Below are 20170 nucleotides of genomic sequence, written 5' to 3' on the forward strand. Positions count from 1 at the left end.
CGTTACGAGGCTTTCTTGGTTTTCTTCGGGTCCTTGTTGATCGCTTCGATCTTGTACTTCATCTGGCCGCGCGGCGTGGTGACGTCGATCGTCTCGCCCTTCTTGCGGCCCATGAGCGCACGGCCCAACGGCGACTCGTTCGAGAGCCGCGCGTTCTTCGGATCGGCCTCGGCCGAACCGACGATGGTGAACTCGTGCGAGGTGCCCGAGCCCGTCTCCTTGACCTTGACCGTCGCGCCCAGATGGACTTCGTCGGCGACGTAATCGCTCGCGTCGATGACGCGCGCGTTGCGGATCATCCCTTCGAGTTTGAGGATGCGGCCCTCGACGAACGCCTGCTCTTGCTTGGCGTCTTCGTACTCCGCGTTTTCGGAGATGTCGCCGAACTCTTTGGCCTGACGGATGCGTTCGTTGACCTCGCGACGATGCACGGTCTTGAGCTCGTCGAGTTCGTCTTCGAGCTTCTTGAGGCCGTCTCGGGTCAAAACGATTTCTTTGTCGTTCAAAAGCGACTCCCGGTGGAATGACCGACCCCCCCGGTTCCCCCTGCGCGGCGGAGGACCCTGCCGCGCCAGAGCGCGAGGGGAAGCCCCAGGATTGCGGCGCCCGCGATGAATCCCCTGGTCGCACCGTCGTCGCGGACCAGCGCGATCGCCAGAATGCCGGCCAACGCGAGGGCCGCCAGCCCGGGCAGGATCACGCCCGACCAACGGGCGGCCGGGTCGGCGACGAACGTGCGCACCGCCGCGAACGCGCTGAGCGCGAAGAGCAGCCCCAAGAACCACGACGTCCCCTGCAGCGCCAGCGCGAAGGCTCCGTTGGCGGTCGGCGAGAGGGCGTCGACCAGGCAGAACGCCAGCGAGATGCCGGTCACCAGCGCGATCGAGAGGGCGGGCTCGTCGCGGTGATCGAGCGCGCCGAGCGGGTGCGGCAAGAGTCCGTCGCGGCCCATCGCGTACAGGCTGCGGCTGAGGTAGACGAGCGTCGTTTGGAGCGAGGCGGCCAGCGAGATCAGCACCGTTACCGCGAGCACCGGCCGCCAGCCGCGCCCGAGCAGGTCGCCGACGTACGAGAGCGCGTCGGCCTGATGGGCGTCGTAGCCGGCCGCCGTTCCGACCCGCAGAAACGCCGCGATCGCGGCCAGCATGACCGCCGCCGTCAGCAGCAGGCCGACCAGGCCGCCGGAGCCGGGCCGCGAGGCGTCCCCCTCGGTCTCCTCGGCGGTCGAGGCCGAGACTTCCCACCCGTCGAGCATCCAGATGCCCACCACCATCGCGCCGATCAACCCGGTCCAGGAGAGCGGGGGGCCGGCGAACGCGACGGCGTCCGGATGCGGGTGCGCGGCGGCGACGATCGCCGCGACCGTCAGCACGAGCAGCTCGGCGACCAGCAACAGTCCGGCCAAGAGCGCCGTCGGGCGCAGCCCGTACCACAGCAAGAGCGCGCTGGCGGCGGTCCAGCCGCAGGCGACCAGGGCGACGGCGAGCGCGTTCCCGGCCAGCGCCGGCGCCAGCAGATCGAGGGTGTACGCGCCCGCCGGCAGCGCCGTCGCCTGGACCGCGAACAGGTTCGCGACCAACAGCACCCAGGCGCCGTACGCACCCGTCGTGCCGCCGAGCGCGGTGCGGATCCAGGCATACGACGAACCGGCGTCCGGCATGCGCTCGCCCAGCTTGCGGTACCCGATGGCGACCATCGCCATCACCAGCGCGACCAGCGCCAGCGCCAGTTCCGTCCCGCGACCGGCGGCGGCGATCATCGCCGCCATCGTCGTCGCCAGCGAGAAGGCCGGTCCGATCGCGGCCGCCGCGACGACGATCAGATCGCGCAGCGCAAGGACGCGCCGCAGCCGCGGAGCCCCGGTCACGGCCGTGCGCGCAGTTGCGAGCGGTGATAGCCGTAGGCCGCGTAGATGCCCAGGCCCACCAAGAACCAGACCAGGAACCGCAGCCAGGTCAGCGGCGCGAGCCCTTCGACCGTCAGCCAGGTGCACAGAACGATGCCGGCCGCCGGTACGACGATCGGTCCGAACGGCACGCGGAACGGACGGACGGCGTCGGGCTGCGAGAAGCGCAGCGCCATCACGCCGGCGCACACGATGACGAACGCCGAGAGCGTGCCGATGTTGACGAACTCGAGCAGCACGGTCAACGGAACCCCGAGCGCCAGCACGGCGATGACGGCGCCGGTCGCAAGCGTCATGACGACCGGCGTGTGCGTGCGCGCGCTGACCGCCCCGAACGCGCGCGGCAAGAGCCGGTCGCGCGACATGACGTAGAAGATGCGCACCTGACCGAGCAGCGAGGTCAGCATCGAGGCCGTCGTCCCCGTCACCGTGCCGATCAGCACCAGCCCGAACAAGAGCTTGTTGTTGCCGGCGTGCACGACCGCGTCGAGCATGCCGGAGTTGACGTCGATCGTGTTCCAGGCCACGACGCCGACCGCGACCGCGGCGACCGCCGAGAACAGGATCGCACCGATGATCAGCGAGCCGACGATCGCGCGCGGCACGTCGCGGATCGGATCGTGCGCTTCTTCACTCGCGACGGTGACCGTATCGAACCCGATGTACGCGAAGAACACGACCGCGGCACCGGTGACGATGCCGTGCACGCCGTGCGGCGCGAACGGATGGAAGTTCGCCGGATGGACGACCGCCGCCAGACCGAGGATGAACGCCACCAGCGCGACCAGCTGCACGACGACCAGCACCGTGTTCGTGCCGGACGACTCGCGGATGCCGATGGCCAGCACGATCGCGATCGCCAGCACCGACAAGCACGCCAGCACGTCGACCTGCGTGTGCGCGAGGTCGATCCGGCCATGCGCCATGACGACGTTCGCCGTCTGCGCCCAGCCCGGCAACGTGATGCCGATGCCGCCGAGCAGCTGCTGCAGCGAACCCGACAGCGTCGCCGCCAGCGGCGCGACGCTGATGCCGTACTCGAGGATCAAGTCCCAGCCGATCACCCAGGCCACGATCTCGCCGAGCGCGGCGTAGGCGTACGTGTACGCGCTGCCCGCGACCGGCACCATCGACGCCAGCTCGGCATAGCAGAGCGCGACGAACAGACAGGTGACGCCCGAGAGCGCGAAGGCGGCGACGACGCCGGGACCGGCCGCGTGCGCGCCGCTGCCGACGGTGGTGAAGATGCCGCCCAGCATCGTGCCCAGGCCGACCGCGATCAGCGCGCGCACGCCCAGCGCGCGGCGCAGCGGGACCCCGTCGGGCAGGCGTTCGCGGTCGTGCGGCTGCCGCGCGAAGAGTCGGCCCAGGAGCGACAAGCGTTACGCGGCCTGGAACTCGATGACCCGCGGGCGCAGGTCGAGCCGGTGCAGCAGGTCTTGGTAGTCACCCTCGGTCACGTCGGCCCAGCGTTTGCCGAGCAGCGCGACCAGCGCCGCCTCGATCACGTTCGTCCCGAAGGAACGTCCGCCGAAGTCGGGCGTCGTCGTGATCAGCCGCGCGATCCCGCGCTCGCGCAAGAAGTCGACGTCGCCGGCGGTGACGGTGTTGGTCAAGATGGTCTTGCCGTCGAGCCGGTCGGGCATGAACTGCCGCATGAAGTGATAGTCGCCCGCGATGATCTCCGCATCGTCGTAGTACTCGGGGTACTTCGGCTGCGGCGCGCGGTCTTGCTTCTTACCGGTTGGATAGAAGAACTGGAACGGAAGCTTACACGCGTCGGGGAGATACTTGCGCGCCATCTCCTCGAACTCGTCGAGCCCGCGCACCGGCCGGTCGAGGTCCAGCGCGAAGATGAAGTCGCCGAACACCACGTCGCTGCCCGCCTGGACCAGCGCTTGGGCCATGCCGAACCGGTCGAGCGCGCTGACCATCAGCACGCGCTTCCCGTCGAGCTGCACGCCGAGCCTCTCGGTCAGATACGCCACGGCGTTGCGCTCGAGCGTGTTCTTCAAGCCGCTGCCGTCGACGACCGGCGTCTTTTTCACCGCGTCGAGCAGCTTGAGACCGTCGCGCAGCGCGTAGCGATCCTTGCCCGCGTACAGATAGACGTCAATCCCGCCAAGTCCCAGCGCGTCGACGGTTCCGTCCAGCTCGTGCAGCCGCGCGATCGCCTTGTCGAGACTGCCGTCCGTCCCGACCCGCGCAATGTCGAACTGCTCACCGAGCAGCTCGACCTGCGCCCGATGATCGCGCGACGACGATCCGAGCGAAACCGAAACGACCCGTTTCACACGCTGGCCTTTCCAGCCCGGTGTTGCGGTATCGGAGTAGGTTTTGTAGGATAGTCGGGTCGGGGCTCTTCTGTTGAACCGCTACGGGCATCGTGTCCACTGGACACGGTGCCCGCCGCATTTCCGCGCATCACGCGCTCACCGCGCGGCGGTCGGCGGCGGCGGCGCGGATGCGGGCGATCTGCTCGCGGGTGATGGCGGCGTCGAAAGCGCGCATGTCGGCCAGCGTGAAGCCGGCGCGCTCGGCCAGTGCGTCGATCTCGCGGACTTTGGCCAGGTCGATGCCGCGGCCCAGCGTGTACGACTCGTTGCGATTCTCGAGCGCGAGGACCATCGTCTCCGACATGCACGCCAGCGCGGTGCCTCGCGGGAGGTTGAGGTCGAACTCGGTGCCCGGCTCGCGCACGCGTTCGACGAACATCGAACCGGGGACGCGCATGTTGCCGCCTTCGAGGACGAGCACGTCGGGACGCTCGCTCGCGACCCGTCGGCTGACGTCGTGCGGCAGCGAGAGCTCGCAGACGACGGCGCCCGGCCGCAAGTCCTCCGGCTCGATGACGTCCTGGGTCGAGGAGGTGGCCGTGAGGACCAGGTCCGCCGACCGTACCGCCGCGGCCAAGTCGGTGCTCGCCGACGAGCTGCACGGCAGCGTCGGCGCGATCTCGGCGTGAAACTTGCGCAGCCGCGTCTCGTTGCGCGCGACCAGCACGACGTGCGCGACGTGCGGTGCGATCAGCGCGACGCAGGCCGAGCCGATCGAGCCGGTCGCCCCGACGACGACGGCCGTCGCCCGCGCGGCCTCGATGCCCATCTCTTGCGCGCCGCGGAACAGGCTGCGCACGCCGGCGGCGATCGTGAGCGAGTTGCCGGTCGTCACCGGGATCGGCGAGCGTTCCGCGACGGTGACACCGCCGTCGCCCACCACCCCGGTGAACGCGCCGAGTCCGGCGACCTGCGCGCCGAGCGACGCGCCGACCTCGATCGCCTTGACGATGCGCTCGTATACCTGCTCGCGCGGCAGCTCCAACATCTGCTCCGGCAACAACGGGGCGGCGACGAACCAACCTTCCGTCTCGCGGCCGTCGGGCGTTTTGATCCCCGTCACATGTGCCGCCGCGTACGCGGGCATCCACTCGAGGATTTTCGCGATGATCGGCTTTCCTTTGCCTTTTGCACCGGGCTCGTACCGCACCACGTCCTCGAATGAGAGCGGGTGGATGACGAAACAGAATTTGGACATTCCGGGGGCCGTTTCGCCGGTCCGGAGCCGGGAGCCCGCGGCCCCGGGCGGGAAACACTCCCGGGCATGAACTCCACCCTCTCCGAGATCGAGGAGTGCCTCCGGATCCCCGCCCCGTGCCCGGCCCCGTTGGGGCTCGCGTGCGACGGGACGGACCTCTGGATCGCCTCCAATGAGACCAACCGCATTTACGGCCTCCGGGCCCAACGAGGAACGGTTTTCGAAGAGGCGATCGCACCTGGTAGGCCATTCGGGATCACGGTGACGGGCGACGCGTTGCGCGTCGTGACGGGCGAGGGAGACGATGACGACCGGTACATCCGGCGGTACATCATGGGCAAGGACTTCAAGTCCGAACGCATCCCCACGCCCGAGCACACCGGTTCGTTCCTGGCCTACGACGGCGATCGGCTATATCTCAGCCAGCGCGACAACAAGCTCATCCTCGAGCTCGACGAGAACGGGAGCGTGCTGCGCACGATTCCGGTCCCGCGCCAGGTCACGGGGATGGTCGTCGTCGCCGGCAAGTTCTATCTGGTCACGACGGAAAGCCGCGACATCGACGACTACCGTTTGCTCTGCTTGGACGCGCGGCGCGAACGGCCTGAAGTCGTGGAGCTCGCCGCGATTCCGTTCGCCGCACGTAGCTTGGGCTTCGACGGGACGAAGTTCTGGACGAACGCTCGTTCCGAAAACACCATCGTCGCGTTCGCGCGCCCGGATTGACGCGCGCGTCGTCGCCCCTCCGCTGAAAGGCGCACGGGGATGACGACGCCGCGCTATCGCCGGTCCAGCGTACGGTCCGTGCTCGAGGCGGCGGTGACGAATCACGTCCTGTCCGCCTCGATCCACGACGCGTTGTGGGCGGTGCTTTGGAACCGTCGCCACGACGACGTCGACGAGCCGGTCTGGCTGCCCGATTCGGGATACGGCGGCGTGCTGGTGTTCGCGCGCGCGCTCGACGACGAGCAGAGCCTGGTCGGCGTCGACACGACGGAGTCGCTGATCGTCTTTCGCATCAGCGGGAGCGTCCCGGCGCTCGGCAGCCGCGTGCGCGTGTTGCCCGCCGCGCGCGAGCTGTGGCGGCTGAGCGACGTGCACCCGCTCGGGCTGGGCATGGTGCTGGAGTTCGACGATCGCGGCAGCACGCCGGACACCGCCTGGGTCGCCCCCTTGCGCGAGGCGGTCGGCGGCTTGCGCGCGATCTTCGAGGCCCGGCGCGACCGGTTGGCGGCGCGTCGCGCCGAGCTGGGCGCGCTCCAGGAGCCGCCGAGCATCGACGCCGTCTGGCGCGACCAGATCGCCGGCATCGGCGAGCGCGCGCAGATGGAGACCGAGCTGACGCCGCAGGAGCACACGGCGCTGCAACGCGCCCGCGCGCGCGGCGGCCGCGTCGCCGCCGAAGAGGAGCGCCGCATCAACGCGATCCGCCAGAAGCGCTTCGCCGAGCGCGCGAACGCGGAGATCGCGCGCTTTCGCGAGACCGATTGGCCGGCGCTGCGCGACCGGGCGGCCGCCGATCTCAAGCGCTACACCGACTATCACGCCGAGATCGTCCGCCTCGAGGACGCGCTCTCGCGCATCCGCGCGCTGACCGACCGCGCCGCCAAAGCGGTCCGGTCGCTCGATGCGATCGAACGCGCCGAGTTCCGCGTGCGCACGCTCGCGCTCGACCCGGCGCGGCTCGAGGAAGCGGCCTACGCCGAGGAGCTGTTGCGCACCGTCGAGCTGCTCGACGCCGCGATTCCCAAGCGCGGCAGCGCGTCCGCGTCCAGCTTCAGCGCGTACCGTGCGCCGACTGCGGGACCGTCCGTGATTCCGCCTCGGTTTTGAGCGCCGCCAGCATCATCTGCGAGTTCTCGCGCACCTTCTTCTCGAGCGTCGGGCCGATCAGCTCGGCCAGCGTCGGTACGCCGAAGTCGTACTCGACGCCAAGCACGACGGTCGTGACGTCGCCGTCTTGGGTGAACGTCCAGCTCCCCTGGAAGGTGTCGAGGTCGCCCTCGATCAGCGCGTAGTCGATCCGCAGCGCGGCGTCGTCGAAGCGGTCCTCCTCGGTCCACTCGATCGGCGCGTCCTCGACCAGCGTCTTCCAGCGGGTCACGACGGCGTCAGGACGGCGCTCGAGCACGACGACGGTCTCGACGTCGGGCATGAAGTCGGGGAAGCGCTCTTGCTCTTTGGCGAGCTCGTACACGACCGCCGCCGGAGCGGCGATCGCGATCGTGCACTCGACGGACGGCATCAGTCGAGCGTTCCCAGCTGTTCGAACGCGGCGCCGACGGCTTCGTCGAACGCGCGCAGGGCCGTCGCGACCTGCTCGGCGGTGACGATCAGCGGCGGCTCCAGGCGGATCACACGCTGCTCGTTGAGGGTCCAGGCGGCGGTCACGCCGCGCTTGAGCAACTCCGGGATGATCGTTCCTCCGTACCCCTCGCGCCGCAGTTCGACGCCGACCAAAAGTCCGATGCCGCGCACGTCGGCGACGACCTGCGGGAAGCGGCGCTGCGTCTCGCGCGCGCCCGCCATCAGCTGCTCGCCCCGCGCACGCGCGTTGGCGGCCAGGTTCTCCTCGATCAGCACCTCGAGCGCCGCCAGCGCCGCCGCGCAGGCCAGCTCGTTGCCGCCGAAGGTCGAGGTGTGCAGCAGCGGCGCCTTGCCGTAGGCCTTGTTCCACACCGACGGGCGCGCGACGTACGCGCCGATCGGGATGACGCCGCCCGAGAGCCCCTTGGCCAGCGTCATGACGTCCGGAACGACGTCCTCACGGTCGCAGGCGAACAGCATGCCGCAACGGCCGAGCCCCGTCTGGACCTCGTCGGCGATCATCAGCGCGCCGTGCTCGTCGCACAGCGCGCGCACCGCGCTCAGGTAACCCGTCGACGGGACGTTGACCCCGCCCTCGCCTTGCACCGGCTCGACGATCACCGCCGCGACGGTGTCGTCGAGCGCGCCGCGCAGCGCGGAGGCGTCGCCGAACGGTATCCGGCGCACGTCGGCCAGCAGCGGCGCGAACGGCGCGCGAAACGTCTCGCGCCCGCTGACGGAGAGCGCGCCGAACGTCTTGCCGTGGAAGGCGGCGTCGGTCGCGACGATGGTCGGGCGGCGCGTCGCCGCGCGCGCCAGCTTGAGCGCGCCTTCGACCGCCTCGGTCCCGCTGTTGGCGAAGAAGCTGATCGTCAGATCGCCCGGCGTCAGCTCGGCCAGCCGCTTCGCGAGCCGCCCTTGCAGCGGGTTGAACATCGTGCGGCCCGAGAGCGCCATGCGGTCGAGCTGGTCTTTGACGGCCGCGACGACGCGCGGATGGCGGTGGCCGAGCGTGAACACGCCGTAGCCGCCGGCGAAGTCGAGGTACGCTTTGCCGTGCTGGTCGACGATCGTGACGCCGTCGGCGGCCACCTCGACCGGCGAGCCCGAGAGCTTCATGACGCGCGCCAGCGGCGGGTTCAGATACGCGCGGTAGTTCTCGAAGGCTTCCTGCGCGAGATCGGTGTCGGTCGTCACGCGACGGCCAGCTCGGCGGCCGCGCTCTCGAGCCGCGCGATCGTGTCGTGCAGGATGGCCAGCGTTTCGGCCGCGGTCTCGGTGCGCATCAGCCGCTCGCGCAGCGCGCTCGCGCCGGCGAAGCCTTTGAGATAGTAGCCCAGGTGCTTGCGCATCTGCGGCACCGCGCGCGGCTCGCCCCACTCCGCGACCATCGTCTCGTAATGATGCACCGCGAAGCGCAAGCGGTCCGGCGCCTCCGGCGTCGCGGCGGGCTCCTCGCCCGCCATCAGCGCGCGCAGCCGCGAGACCAGCCACGGGTTGCCCAGCGTGGCGCGGCCCAGCATCACCGCGTCGACGCCGCTCTCGCGCATGCGCTCCATGGCGACGTACGGGTCGGCCAGATCGCCGTTGCCGATGACCGGGATGTCGACGGCGCGCTTGAGCTCGGCGATGCGCGACCAGTCGGCGCTGCCCTTGTAGAACTGCCGCGCGGTGCGCGCGTGCAGCGTCACCGCCTGCACGCCGACCGCCTGCGCGCGCTTGGCGACCTCGACGAAGACCAGATCCTGCTCGGTCCACCCCAGCCGCATCTTCATGGTGACCGGACAGTCGACGGCCTCGACGACCGCTTTCATGATCGCCTCGCAGCGGTCGACGTCGCGCAGGCACGCGCTGCCGCCTTCGGTCTTGGTGACCTTGGGCGCGGGGCAGCCGAAGTTGATGTCGACGATGTCGGCACCGCACTCGCGCACGACCTTGGCCGCCAGCGCCATCACCTGCGGATCGTTGCCCCACAGCTGCGTCGAGACCGGCTTCTCGACCCCGTGCTGGTCGATCATCTCCATCGTGCGCTTGGCGCCGTACTGCAGCGCGTTCGAGGAGACGAACTCGGTGACGGTCAGCCCGAACCCGAACGGCTTGTAGAGGGCCCGCAGGGTGCGGTTGGTCACCCCCGACATCGGCGCGAGGACGATGGGAGGCCAGATCTGGTGCGGGCCGATCCGAAGCGGCGGGACGGGACGGGTCACGACCCCAGAGTCTACCACATCCGGAGGGCCCGAGAGAAACCGCCCGCATTGGTCGTCCAAAAACCTGACCTCTGACAGGGTCGTTTCTCGCGAAAGAATCCAACCCGAAGCCAGCCCGATTGAGATCGACGCACCACGAAGCAACCGAGCTCCTTCGCGAGCGTTCTCCGCGTCAGAAACGGCACCCAACGATTCTGGCTGCTCAGCCCTTCCGGAGCAACGATCGCCGAATTTCATGGCGGGTGAAGTCAGAGACGAGCACCCCGTCGTAGACTTTCTTGAGGAGGTTCTCGCTACACCGCGCTTGCTTCACGAACGATCCACCGGCGAGATTGCGCGCTATACGCTTCGACGACATAAGCTCAGCGTGCTGGTAAGCGACAGCGCTCCGAGTTTTGATAAACGGATGCTCCCCGGGATTGCAAATCGTCGTCGGATCCGTCCAATCTTGCGCCGTAACGAAGCAAACACAGACGACCTTCTCGGCCTCGTCAGGGTTTGTTAGCACGACCCATAAATGGCCCTTGCCATCTACCGAAGGGTCGACGCGAAATGTGTCTCCTGGCTCTAACAAGACGCGGCTTAGTCAACGAGGAGGGCTTGAACCCTTCTCACACTCTCAAGCTCGCGGACCATCTCCTCGCGCTGCTTTGCGCCAATGCCTCCGGCTTCTAGAATGTCGTCTATCTCGATGGACGTACTACTTCCGTTTGGATGCTTCCACTCCGGCAACTTGTGGCTCTTTTCGACGAGTTTCCAACGATCGAGGCCGCGATTTTCTGAAACGATTTCGTCGATCAGTCGCTCTTCAGCTGGCGAAAGCTGGTCGTTCCCTGCCTCATCGATCAGTTCGACTCGGTAGTTTGTCGGGCTCGATATATGATGCGACCAAAAACCCGGTGCCGGATCCTCTTCGGTCATCAGGTCTTTGACGCGGCTCAATACCGGTCCATTGTCCATTGAAAAGTACGCGTCGTTTGTAAGAGGCGTTCCCCAGCGCAGCAGTGCCGCGCGGTCAATAAAATACATCAGCTTCATGAGGCTGAGGTAAGGCATACGACCGCCGACAGAGGCGAGGATGCGAGCGGCTACCTGCGTAGCCTTTCGCTCGTTAAATCGTGGGCGGCGCGCCATCGGGTTAGAAGGATTCTCCTGGCGGGATTCAGAGGCCTCCGCCGGCCCGCGAATGCGCGACTGGGCGAAGATCCTTAAGAGCGTCATCGGCAGCATGCGGGTTTCATCTTCAAGCCCTAGGCGTGCCCTGCGATCGCCTCCGCAATCACCGACCAGTCGCTTTTACGCCCACTCGAATCCGGCACCCCAACTAGGCGCCGTTCCCCGACAGCCCGTTCTTGAGGTAGGCGAGCCGGAGGCCGTGCAGCACCAGGTGCGGCTCGACCATCTCGATCGAGCGCGACTCGGTGGCCACCACGGCGGCCAGGCCGCCCGAGGCGATGACCCGCGCCTGCGGCCCCAGGACGGTCCGGAAGCGGGCGATCAGCTCCTCGGCCTGGCCGACGGCCCCGAAGACGAGTCCGGCCTGGATCGAGCCGACCGTCTCGCGGCCGATCGGCGAGGCCGGAGCGACCAGCGGAACCTGCGGCAGCTTGGCGGTGCGCCCGACCAGCGCGTCGAGCGAGACCTGCAGCCCGGTCGCGATCGCGGCGCCGACATAGGCGCCCTCGCGGTCGATCGCGCCGAAGGTCGTGGCGGTGCCGAAGTTGATCGCGATCGCGGGCGCGCCGACGAATTGCACCGCGCCGATCGCGGCCGCGATCAGATCGCTACCCGCCTCGCGCGGCCGATCGGTTTTCACCACGATCGCCTTCTGGTTGGCGGCGGTGAAGAACTCGGGCTTCACGCCGAAGTACTTCTCGCAGCCCTCGCCGAGCGGCCGGTCGACGACCGGAACGACCGACGAGACGACGATCGCCTCGACGTCGTCGATCGCGAAGCGCGCCGTCGAGAAGAACGCCGAGAAGAGCACCCCGAACTCGTCGGCGGTGCGCCGGTGCGCGGTCGTGATGCGCCACGTGCCGACCAGCACGCCGCTCGCGTCGAACGCGCCCAGCTTGGTCTCGGTGTTGCCGACGTCGATGCAGAGCAGCACGACTAGGTGCGCCCGTTCGCGCTGCGCAGCTCGACGATCGCGTCGAGCAGGTGCGCCGCGAGCTCGCGCTTGGAGCCCTGGCCCAACTCGCGGCGACCGTTGGTGCCCCACAACAGCGTGAGCGCGTTCTCGACCGGACCGAAGCCCTTCTGGCCGCGCACGTCGTTGACCGCGATCGCGTCGAGGTGCTTGCGCACCAACTTCTCGCGCGCATTGCGCTCCCAGTCTTCGGTCTCGGCGGCGAAGCCGACCAGGAACATCCCCGGTGGTTTGCTCGCGCCCAGCCCGGCCAAGACGTCGGGGGTGCGCTCGAGCGCGAGCGCTTGCGGTTCGTCGGTCTTCTTCACCTTGTGCTCGTGCGCGACGGCGGGCCGCCAGTCGGCGACCGCGGCGGTCGCGATCGCGATCGTCGCCTCGGCCGCGTGCGCGCGCACCGCGGCGTCCATCTGCTGCGCGGTCGTGACGCGCACGGTGTTCGCGCCGGCCGGCGGCTCGAGCCAGGTCGGACCGAGCACGAGGTCGACCTGCGCACCGCGCGCCAGCGCTTCGCGCGCCAGCTCGATGCCGGTCGAGCCGCTCGAGGCGTTGGAGAGGAAGCGCACCGGATCGATCGGCTCGCGCGTCGGGCCGGCGGTGATCAGCACGCGTTCGCCGCGCAAGTCGCCGCCGCGCGAGAGCGCGGCCTCGATCGCGGCCAGCAGCGCGTCCTCGTCCGCGAGCCGGCCGGGGCCGTGCTCGCGCTCGGCGAGAAAACCGACGCCGGGCTCGACGATCGTCGCGCCGCGCGCGCGCAGCGTCTGCAGATGCGCGAGCGTCGCCGGGTGCGCGAGCATCGAGCTGTTCATCGCCGGCGCGATCACGAGCGGCGCTTGCGTCGCGAGCGCGACGTTGGTCAGCAGGTCGTCGGCGAGCCCGAGCGCGAGCTTGGCGATCGTGTTCGCGGTCGCCGGCACGATCGCGAGCACCTCGCACTCGCGCGCGAGGCGAATGTGCGGGATCTCGTCGACCCGCTCCCAGAGCGAGGTGTGGACCGGCCGGCGCGCGAGCGCGGCGAAGGTCGCGGCGCCGACGAAGCGCAGCGCGTCCTCGGTCATGACGACGTCGAGCTGCGCGCCGCGCTGCACGAGCCGGCTGGCCAGCGCGGCCGCCTTATAGGCCGCGATGCCGCCGGTCACGCCGAGCAGGATCAAGCGGCCGTTCACGCGCCGCCCTCGATCGGCTCGTTGTCGATCAGGCGGGTTGTCCCCAGCCACACGCTGCCGACCGCCAGCGTGTGGCGCGCCGACTCGGCCGGGACGAAGCGGTCGCGGTCGACCACGTCGAGGTACGCTTCCCGCGCCGGCGGGACGAGCAGGGTCCGTCCCAGCGCCACCGCTTGCTCGCGGCTCTCGCCCGCCCGCACCGCGTCCGCGATCGTGCTCAGCGCGCGGTGGAGGGTGGGCGCCACCGCCCGCTGCTCGGGGTCGAGGTAGACGTTGCGGCTCGAGAGCGCCAGGCCGTCCGCCTCGCGGACCGTCGGCAGCACGACCAACTCGACCGGCAGGTTCAGGTCGGCGACGACCCGGCGCAGGACGGCCACCTGCTGAGCGTCCTTCTGGCCGAAGTAGGCGCGCTCGGCGCCGACGGTCGAGAACAGCTTCACGCAGACCGTCGCGACGCCGCGGAAGTGCCCGGGCCGCAGCGCGCCCTCGTAGCCCGCGGCCACCGGCCCGGCGTCGATCGAGGTGCCGAAGTCCGGCGGGTACATCGTCTCGACCGCCGGCGCGTAGAGCAGGTCGACGCCGGCCGCCTCGAAGGCCGCCGCGTCGCTCTCGAAGGTCCGGGGGTAGCGGTCGAAGTCTTCGTTGGGGCCGAACTGGAGCGGGTTGACGAAGATCGTGGCGACCACGGTCGCACACTCGGCGCGAGCCCGCTCGACCAGGGCGAGATGCCCGGCGTGGAGGGCCCCCAGGGTGGCGACCAGACCGACCGGCCGCGGCAAGTCGGCCAAGGTTTTCCGGACCTCGGCCGGGGTACGAAGGACGAACATGGTCCGCTAGGCCTGGACGACCCGTAGGGTGGTGCGGCCCACGACGAAGGCCTGGCCCAGGTCGATTGGCTCGGGGTCGCCAAGAGAACGCCCCCCTACTCTGGTCCCATTCCGGCTGGCGAGATCGGCCAATCGTAACCTTCCGTCAGGTTCCTCGTAGAGTCTCGCATGTTTCCGGGAAATATACCGATCGATGGTGATGCATGCGGTTGCTACCGCATCATCACGGCCGATGGTGATCTCCCGCTCGAAGGTCCAGGTCTTCCCGTCGAGCGGGCCACTCATCACCTCGAGGACGTACATCGCCGGTCCGCCTTCGCGCGGGTCGGACGGCCGCTCCTCTGCGAAGGATGAACGAACCGGTGGTAAATTCGGACGAACAGGACCTCCTCGACATCGAACCCGACGCCTTGCGCGCCGCCGAGTTCATGCAGGCCCGGGACATCCTTCACGGCATGGAGGGCCGCCGCATCGTCGCCGCCCGCCTAGGCGAGACCCGCATCGAGATCGAGACCGACGACGGAGCCGTCTACTATTTCTACGGCTTCATGGGCGAGCAAGCGCCAGGGCAGTAATAGCCTAAGCTGACCGAAGTCGAGGCTTCTCGCCTCAGGTTGCCTGCGCGGGTCCTAAAGGCAAAGATCGACAACGATCTTGCTTCCGAGCCGCGCGGAAACATCAATCAGCCGCCGGGACGAACTCGCCTTCAGCTACCGCCGCGTTGCGTCCCATGCGGTGCAGGCGAGTGGATAGCCCCCAAACGCTTTACAAGCGCCGCTGCGGCATGCGCCTTCCTAGCGCGTTTTAGGCTCGCATCACCGCGGCCTGAGTAATAAGATCCCGCGCTGCTGTGATACGACGACGTTCGTTTCAGGGGTCGTCATCACGCCGCAAATTTGCACATAATCGCGACATCATTTCAAAGAGGAGTCTAGGTCATTTGCACACAGTGAGCGCGCTCTACTACGCAACTGAGGACATCGATATGGGACGCGATTTCCCAATACGATGAGTCAAAGCAAATCAGTCTCAAAGGATGCGGAGGTCCAATGCCGACTATGGCTCTTCCGGTGATGTCGCAGTCATAGACTTGGAAGAACTGCGCCATCAGCTTCTCAAGTTCTTCCCACGTCATCGGCGAATCCGTCGACTCACTCTGCTGCTTGTATATTTCGTCAGCCCGCCCGACAAACTCAGGTAGAACCTGTCCCTCTAGGGCCAAGACCGCCCAACACCGTCCTAGATCAACAATATCGTTCAAGATCTCTGCGATTCCGGCGAACCCTATGAGCACGCCTTCGGACTTCTCGTCATAAATTCGCAGTGCTCTCACGGATTAGGTACCTCTGGGATGGCGCGGCCACGCGGATGATTGACGCGGTCCGGAGCGCGGATGATAGTGCGGGTTGATCTGATCACCCCTACCATGATCGGACCAGTGAACATCGTTCGTAGGCCCGGTGTCCCCTTCGCCCACTCACGCGCTACAGGGTACTCGTTCCCATCACTCCCTGTACGCGTTGGTCCGACCTAACCGCAGTAATAGTGCCCCTAGGGATCGCGCTTACTTCCTTGACGTCTGTCCCTTCGTTCTCGTTCGCTGTTCTATCGGCGGGAAAAGAAATTCAGCGCGGCTCCAATAACGAAAAATGAAACCGCGGCGACTACGACAGCATTACGTGAATCGCCGGCCTGAGGAAGCCACGGCCACGGCAACCTGACGAGCGCGATCAGGACGAGCGTCCCGACCGCGCCGCCCAACGCCGCGTAGACACCGAAGTAAACGCTTCGAATAAATCGGCTCGCAACGAAGGTCAATTTGGGCATAGATCCTTTCTAAGCGCAGCAAGCTATTTCGACGATTTTTTCACCGATCGAACTCGCCGTCTTCGTGGTCAAGCGTGCAATAGACATCAAATTGCAAGTTAGCACCAAGGCACCGATACCGCTGCATATCTCGCTGGACAGGATGGGGCCATCGCCGCGGTCCAGAGAATCAGAGTCCCAAAATACCCAAAAGAATACGTTCGAGGTCTTGGCAAGATTACGAATGATATCCGCTCGAGGCAGCGTGATCTCGAGCAAGACGCGAAGATGATCTTCGAGCTCGCTCGACGTCACTCGTGCCTCTGAGGATAGCGCCCATCGCGTCTTCCGCTTCCTGCCAACCTCGAGCCCGGTCGTCATACTCATGCCCGGGTCGCCTTCGCTATACGACCGGTCGGCGGGAAAACCCAACAGCTCCGAGATCTGAGCGGCGGACATCTCCCTTGTCAAAACGATGAATTCAGCGTTGGCTGACATCGCACTGAGAGCCCTTTTGGGCAACGTACATCGGCAATTGTGTCTCGGAAATGTCGAACAGCCTGTTTTTTCGATCGGAGACGATCTTTGGCCCTTTCTCGACGAGCAACTGTCGGGCGCAGCGAGACGGGGGGGGTTCATTTCTTAAACGGATGGATCAGGAAGTATGCGATGGCGAGCGGCAGCGCCAGAACGACAAGAGCGCCGAGCCCGCGGATGAGCGACCACTCGAGCATCGCGAGGACGCCGTAGCTTTCGCCGGTGACGCCGAGGATAACGGCCGTACTCGCGAGCGAGCACGCAGCGTACGCGATGATGCCGCGGACGACGCCGACGCTGGCGATGTAGGCGAGGACGATCGCAATCAGAGACGGCCCGAGCTGTTCCACGAACCACAATAGACCGAAATCCCCCCTCTCCAACACAGCCTCGGCCTCGCTTGCGATCGCCGTGAAAGCCGCGACGATGAAGACGATGAAGACGATGGAAACGGACTTACGGTTCACGCGTACGATCATTCGAAGCGGCAGACCGCCTGGGCGGCCATGAGTGCGCCGAGGGCGGTGTGCTCGGCGGCCAGGCCGCCTTGGAGGTAGACCTCATATGGTGGACGGAGCGGGGCGTCGCACGAGAGCTCGATCGTTGCGCCGCTGACGAACGAACCGCTCGACATGATGACGGGGTCGACGTAGCCGGGCACGGGGCCGGGTTCGGGTGCGAAGCGCGCGTTGATCGGCATCGCTTTTTGCAGGCCGCGCGCGAACGCGATCAGGCGCTCGGGCGTGCCGAGGCGGATGGCTTGGACGATATCGGTGCGGGCCTCGCCAGGAAGCGGGTCGACATCGACTCCTAGCTCCGCGAACAGGGCGGCGGCGAAGTCCAGCCCGCGCAGCGTCTCCGCGACGACCAGCGGCGCGTAGAACAATCCTTGCACGAGCGCGCGGCCGAAGCCCAGCGTCGGCCCAAGGCCGGCGCCGATGCCGGGGGCGAAGACGCGCGTCGCGATCTTTTCGATCGCGTCGGCGCGGCCCGCGAGATAGCCGCCGGCGGGTGCGAGGCCGCCACCGAGGTTCTTGATCAGCGAGCCGGCGATGACGTCGGCGCCGACCTCGAGCGGCTCGCGCTCTTCGACCAGCTCCCCGTAGCAGTTGTCGACGAACACCATCGCCGGTGCATGCGCGGCGCGCACGACCTCGACGATTCGCGCGATCGCGTCGATCGTCAGCGAACGACGTGCGGCGTAGCCCCGCGAACGCTGCACGAAGACAACCGCCGGCCGCTGCGTGCGCGCGGCCTCGGCGAGGGCCGTGAGATCGGTGTCGCCTTCGGGCGTGCGCGCGACCTCGGCATAGCGCACACCGCGCGATGCGAGCGAGTACGGTGCGTCCGCGATCGCGTAGCGCAGCGTATCGTACGGCGCGCCGTTGGCCGCCAGCAGCGTTTCGCCTGACGGCACCAGGGCGTCGAGGCCGGCCACGATCGCGTGCGTTCCGCTCACGATCGAGAGTCGCGCCAACACGCGCTCCGCGCCGAACAACCGGGCTAGGAGAGACTCGTACCGTTGGCGCGCGGCGTCGTCGTAGCCGTAGCCGGTCGTGCCGGCGAGGTCGCTCTCGGCGATCCCCTCGTCGAGGAACGCGCGCATCACGCGCGTGCGCACGCGCGCCGCGCGCGGTTCGCGGCGTTCGAGCCACGGTGCGGCGGCCTCCGCGGCGGTGCGCACGCGCGGATCGACGGTCAGGCCGTCCAGCAGCGCGTCGATCATGCGAGCTCCGCCTGCGCGCGCTCGTAGACGCGCACGAACGGTTGCCAGATCGCGCCGGCGATCACCAGGTTCGCCACCGCGAGCGCCACGGCGCGGCCGTCGAGCGTCGCCAGCCCGACGTTGAACAGCACCGGCACCGTCGATGGGATGTAGAAGATCGGCCGCCCGACCCAGCCCAGCGCAACGGCCGTGTACGTGATCGCCGCCAGCACGACCGGCGCGAGCACGAACGGCACCGCCAGGACCGGATTGTAGATCAGCGGCAACCCGAAGATGACCGGTTCGTTGACGTTGAGCAGCGACGGCACGACGGTCGCGTAGGCGAACTTGCGCAGCCGCGGGACCCGCGAGCGCAACAGCAGCAGCACCAGCGGCAGCGTCGCGCCGACCCCGCCGGGGAAGATGAATAGGAACGTCGAGACCACGACGATGTGCGGGAGCGGCTCGTGGTGCGCGTAGGCGGCCGTGTTCGCGAACTGCAGACTGGTGTACGCCGGCAGCACCAGCGCCGCCATCAGCGCCGGGCCGTGGATGCCGACCAGCCACAAGACCGACTCGATCGCCGCGAGCGCGGCCAGCGCGACAAAGCCGTCGCCCAGCGTCGCCAGCGGCGCCAACGCTCGCGCGAGCGCGCCCGCGACGGAGACGTGTAGCGCGAACAGCACGCCGAACCCCGTCAGCGCACCGAGCGCGCCGACCAACGTGCCGACCGGCGGACCGAAGCGCTCACGCCCGTAGTGCAGCGCCGTGGCCGTCGCCAGACAGACGACGATGGCCGTGAACAATCCGCTGGCGCCGAGCGTGCGCGCGAAGTCGTCGAAGGAGCCGAGCGCGGCGCGCGGCAACGAGAGCGCGAAGGCGATCAGCGTCGTCGCGACCAGCGGGATCAGCGGCAACCCGGTCCGCCGCGCGAGCCGCACCGAGAGCACCAGCACCGTCGCGACCGAGGCGATGGCGAACGCGGGTGCGATGCCGCTCAGCAGCCGGCGCGGAACGAGGTTCCAGGCCTGCGGCGGCGCCAGGGCCAGCTGGGCGAGCAACGCGACGACCGCGACGGCGAAGGCCACCGGCAGGGTCTCGCGCAGCGCCAGCACGGCCGGCGCTTGCGCGAAGCGCTGGGCGTAGGGCGCGACCGCGCGCTCCAGGCGCGCGACGACGCCGTCGCCGGCCGGGAACGCGAGGCTGCGTTCCGGCGGGTCAGAGTCTTCGGATGACCGCCTCGACGCGACCGACGATGGTGACATCGTCGGCGTAGATTGGCGCCATCGCCGCGTTCTCCGGCTGGAGCCGGAACCGGCCGTCCTCGCGGTAGAAGCGCTTGACGGTCGCCTCGCCGTCGATCATCGCGACGACGATCTCGCCGTTGTGCGCCGTCGGCTGCGGCTCGACCACGATCAGGTCGCCGTCCAGGATCGCGGCCTCGATCATCGAGTCGCCCTTGACCCGCAGCATGAAGCCGCCCTTACGCGGCGCCCAATCGGCCGGCAGCACGAAGTTGTCCTCGAGGTTCTCGGCGGCCGTGATCGGTACGCCGGCGGCCACGCGGCCGACGATCGGCAGCGTCACCGACGGCACCATGGGCGGCTCGTCGCCCGTGCGCGGCGCCACGAGCGCGCGCGGCTTGGTGGGATCGCGCTTGAGCAGCCCGCGCCGCTCGAGCGTCTTGAGGTGCGATTGCACCGTCGAGGACGAGGAGAGCCCGACCCGCTCTCCGATCTCGCGCACCGACGGTGGGTAGCCCCGCTCGGCCGTGAAGGAACGGATCACCTCGAGGATGCGCTGCTGTTTCTCCGTCGTGGCCCGCTCGGCCATCCCGACCTCCTCATGCAGAATGCCACCCAGTAGGCATAGCGCTCTGCGACGCTGCCATCGGCGGCCACACCCGTGACCGTCGCCATTGCCGCGATCCTACCATAGGTACGGCCATGGAAGCAAACATACGTTCGAAATACTCTTGACGGAAGGTCCCTCGTCTTGGTACCATATGGGGGACGAACGAACGTTCGCC

At 68.1% G+C, this 20170-nt stretch carries 21 protein-coding genes; 3 read left to right on the plus strand and 18 right to left on the minus strand.

What is annotated here, in order from left to right; all coding sequences use genetic code 11:
- Positions 1 to 2: 2 nt before the first annotated feature.
- The 5 genes from greA to VMD91_06835 form a co-directional block, all read right to left on the minus strand.
- Positions 3 to 506, minus strand: a complete 504-nt coding sequence (greA, locus tag VMD91_06815) for a transcription elongation factor GreA (protein HTW83758.1) — start codon at positions 504 to 506, stop codon at positions 3 to 5.
- A complete protein-coding gene (locus tag VMD91_06820) occupies positions 503 to 1867 on the minus strand; it encodes an APC family permease (GenBank protein ID HTW83759.1) in 1365 nt (454 codons plus the stop codon). The genes greA and VMD91_06820 overlap by 4 nt, the downstream gene beginning before the upstream one ends.
- Positions 1864 to 3285, minus strand: a complete 1422-nt coding sequence (locus VMD91_06825; GenBank protein ID HTW83760.1) for an amino acid permease — start codon at positions 3283 to 3285, stop codon at positions 1864 to 1866. The genes VMD91_06820 and VMD91_06825 overlap by 4 nt, the downstream gene beginning before the upstream one ends.
- 3 nt (positions 3286 to 3288) lie before the next feature.
- Positions 3289 to 4200 carry a hypothetical protein gene (locus VMD91_06830; GenBank protein HTW83761.1) on the minus strand — a complete coding sequence of 304 codons (912 nt, stop codon included), beginning with the start codon at positions 4198 to 4200 and terminating at the stop codon, positions 3289 to 3291.
- Between the two features lie 130 nt (positions 4201 to 4330).
- Positions 4331 to 5440 carry an NAD(P)H-binding protein gene (locus VMD91_06835; GenBank protein ID HTW83762.1) on the minus strand — a complete coding sequence of 370 codons (1110 nt, stop codon included), beginning with the start codon at positions 5438 to 5440 and terminating at the stop codon, positions 4331 to 4333.
- Between the two features lie 261 nt (positions 5441 to 5701).
- On the opposite strand from VMD91_06835, the gene VMD91_06840 reads away from it, so the two are divergent.
- Together VMD91_06840 and VMD91_06845 are read left to right on the plus strand one after the other, a co-directional pair.
- Positions 5702 to 6166, plus strand: coding sequence for a hypothetical protein (locus VMD91_06840; GenBank protein ID HTW83763.1), 465 nt, complete (start codon positions 5702 to 5704; stop codon positions 6164 to 6166).
- Positions 6167 to 6205: 39 nt separating this feature from the next.
- Positions 6206 to 7273 carry a hypothetical protein gene (locus tag VMD91_06845; protein HTW83764.1) on the plus strand — a complete coding sequence of 356 codons (1068 nt, stop codon included), beginning with the start codon at positions 6206 to 6208 and terminating at the stop codon, positions 7271 to 7273.
- On the opposite strand, the gene VMD91_06850 is transcribed toward VMD91_06845, so the two are convergent.
- From VMD91_06850 to VMD91_06885, 8 genes are all read right to left on the minus strand, one after another.
- Complete coding sequence (locus tag VMD91_06850) at positions 7218 to 7685, minus strand: SRPBCC family protein (GenBank protein ID HTW83765.1); 468 nt, start codon at positions 7683 to 7685, stop codon at positions 7218 to 7220. The genes VMD91_06845 and VMD91_06850 overlap by 56 nt on opposite strands.
- Positions 7685 to 8944, minus strand: coding sequence for an aspartate aminotransferase family protein (locus VMD91_06855; protein ID HTW83766.1), 1260 nt, complete (start codon positions 8942 to 8944; stop codon positions 7685 to 7687). The genes VMD91_06850 and VMD91_06855 overlap by 1 nt, the downstream gene beginning before the upstream one ends.
- Positions 8941 to 9954, minus strand: coding sequence for a tRNA dihydrouridine synthase DusB (dusB, locus tag VMD91_06860; GenBank protein HTW83767.1), 1014 nt, complete (start codon positions 9952 to 9954; stop codon positions 8941 to 8943). Before dusB ends, VMD91_06855 begins: the two co-directional genes overlap by 4 nt.
- 582 nt (positions 9955 to 10536) lie before the next feature.
- Positions 10537 to 11184 carry a Panacea domain-containing protein gene (locus VMD91_06865; GenBank protein ID HTW83768.1) on the minus strand — a complete coding sequence of 216 codons (648 nt, stop codon included), beginning with the start codon at positions 11182 to 11184 and terminating at the stop codon, positions 10537 to 10539.
- 94 nt (positions 11185 to 11278) lie between these two features.
- Complete coding sequence (locus VMD91_06870) at positions 11279 to 12064, minus strand: type III pantothenate kinase (GenBank protein HTW83769.1); 786 nt, start codon at positions 12062 to 12064, stop codon at positions 11279 to 11281.
- A 2-nt stretch (positions 12065 to 12066) separates the two neighbouring features.
- Positions 12067 to 13266 carry a bifunctional phosphopantothenoylcysteine decarboxylase/phosphopantothenate--cysteine ligase CoaBC gene (gene coaBC / locus VMD91_06875; GenBank protein ID HTW83770.1) on the minus strand — a complete coding sequence of 400 codons (1200 nt, stop codon included), beginning with the start codon at positions 13264 to 13266 and terminating at the stop codon, positions 12067 to 12069.
- Positions 13263 to 14093 (minus strand): pantoate--beta-alanine ligase, encoded by an 831-nt coding sequence (panC, locus tag VMD91_06880; GenBank protein HTW83771.1) that lies wholly within the window; start codon positions 14091 to 14093, stop codon positions 13263 to 13265. Before panC ends, coaBC begins: the two co-directional genes overlap by 4 nt.
- A gap of 6 nt (positions 14094 to 14099) precedes the next feature.
- Entirely contained in the window at positions 14100 to 14396 is a 297-nt protein-coding gene (locus tag VMD91_06885; GenBank protein ID HTW83772.1) for an FHA domain-containing protein, read from the minus strand.
- A 47-nt stretch (positions 14397 to 14443) separates the two neighbouring features.
- Here VMD91_06885 and VMD91_06890 point away from each other — a divergent pair, with 47 nt between their 5' ends.
- Positions 14444 to 14668: a hypothetical protein gene (locus VMD91_06890; GenBank protein HTW83773.1), complete on the plus strand. Its 225-nt coding sequence runs from the start codon at positions 14444 to 14446 to the stop codon at positions 14666 to 14668.
- 1261 nt (positions 14669 to 15929) lie between these two features.
- Here the strand turns inward: VMD91_06890 and VMD91_06895 are convergent.
- The 5 genes from VMD91_06895 to lexA all read right to left on the minus strand — a co-directional run bounded on the left by VMD91_06895 (position 15930) and on the right by lexA (position 19974).
- A complete protein-coding gene (locus VMD91_06895) occupies positions 15930 to 16397 on the minus strand; it encodes a DUF4279 domain-containing protein (protein HTW83774.1) in 468 nt (155 codons plus the stop codon).
- A 137-nt stretch (positions 16398 to 16534) separates the two neighbouring features.
- Positions 16535 to 16915, minus strand: a complete 381-nt coding sequence (locus VMD91_06900) for a hypothetical protein (protein HTW83775.1) — start codon at positions 16913 to 16915, stop codon at positions 16535 to 16537.
- Entirely contained in the window at positions 16912 to 18162 is a 1251-nt protein-coding gene (locus VMD91_06905; protein ID HTW83776.1) for a methionine gamma-lyase family protein, read from the minus strand. Before VMD91_06905 ends, VMD91_06900 begins: the two co-directional genes overlap by 4 nt.
- A complete protein-coding gene (locus tag VMD91_06910) occupies positions 18159 to 19406 on the minus strand; it encodes a PTS transporter subunit EIIC (protein HTW83777.1) in 1248 nt (415 codons plus the stop codon). The genes VMD91_06905 and VMD91_06910 overlap by 4 nt, the downstream gene beginning before the upstream one ends.
- Positions 19360 to 19974, minus strand: coding sequence for a transcriptional repressor LexA (gene lexA, locus VMD91_06915; GenBank protein HTW83778.1), 615 nt, complete (start codon positions 19972 to 19974; stop codon positions 19360 to 19362). Before lexA ends, VMD91_06910 begins: the two co-directional genes overlap by 47 nt.
- Positions 19975 to 20170: the final 196 nt, after the last annotated feature.

Source organism: Candidatus Sulfotelmatobacter sp., from assembly GCA_035504415.1.
Lineage (GTDB): Bacteria > Vulcanimicrobiota > Vulcanimicrobiia > Vulcanimicrobiales > Vulcanimicrobiaceae > Vulcanimicrobium.

What these genes read in the sequence shown, in the direction of transcription:
- VMD91_06835 (HTW83762.1), bottom strand. Translation starts at nt 5,440, where the DNA reads ATGTCCAAATTCTGTTTCGTCATCCACCCGCTCTCATTCGAGGACGTG.
- VMD91_06845 (HTW83764.1), top strand. Translation starts at nt 6,206, where the DNA reads ATGACGACGCCGCGCTATCGCCGGTCCAGCGTACGGTCCGTGCTCGAG.
- VMD91_06850 (HTW83765.1), bottom strand. Translation starts at nt 7,685, where the DNA reads ATGCCGTCCGTCGAGTGCACGATCGCGATCGCCGCTCCGGCGGCGGTC.
- VMD91_06865 (HTW83768.1), bottom strand. Translation starts at nt 11,184, where the DNA reads ATGCTGCCGATGACGCTCTTAAGGATCTTCGCCCAGTCGCGCATTCGC.
- panC (HTW83771.1), bottom strand. Translation starts at nt 14,093, where the DNA reads ATGTTCGTCCTTCGTACCCCGGCCGAGGTCCGGAAAACCTTGGCCGAC.
- VMD91_06885 (HTW83772.1), bottom strand. Translation starts at nt 14,396, where the DNA reads ATGTACGTCCTCGAGGTGATGAGTGGCCCGCTCGACGGGAAGACCTGG.
- VMD91_06890 (HTW83773.1), top strand. Translation starts at nt 14,444, where the DNA reads ATGAACGAACCGGTGGTAAATTCGGACGAACAGGACCTCCTCGACATC.
- VMD91_06895 (HTW83774.1), bottom strand. Translation starts at nt 16,397, where the DNA reads ATGTCAGCCAACGCTGAATTCATCGTTTTGACAAGGGAGATGTCCGCC.
- VMD91_06900 (HTW83775.1), bottom strand. Translation starts at nt 16,915, where the DNA reads ATGATCGTACGCGTGAACCGTAAGTCCGTTTCCATCGTCTTCATCGTC.
- VMD91_06905 (HTW83776.1), bottom strand. Translation starts at nt 18,162, where the DNA reads ATGATCGACGCGCTGCTGGACGGCCTGACCGTCGATCCGCGCGTGCGC.
- VMD91_06910 (HTW83777.1), bottom strand. Translation starts at nt 19,406, where the DNA reads ATGTCACCATCGTCGGTCGCGTCGAGGCGGTCATCCGAAGACTCTGAC.
- lexA (HTW83778.1), bottom strand. Translation starts at nt 19,974, where the DNA reads ATGGCCGAGCGGGCCACGACGGAGAAACAGCAGCGCATCCTCGAGGTG.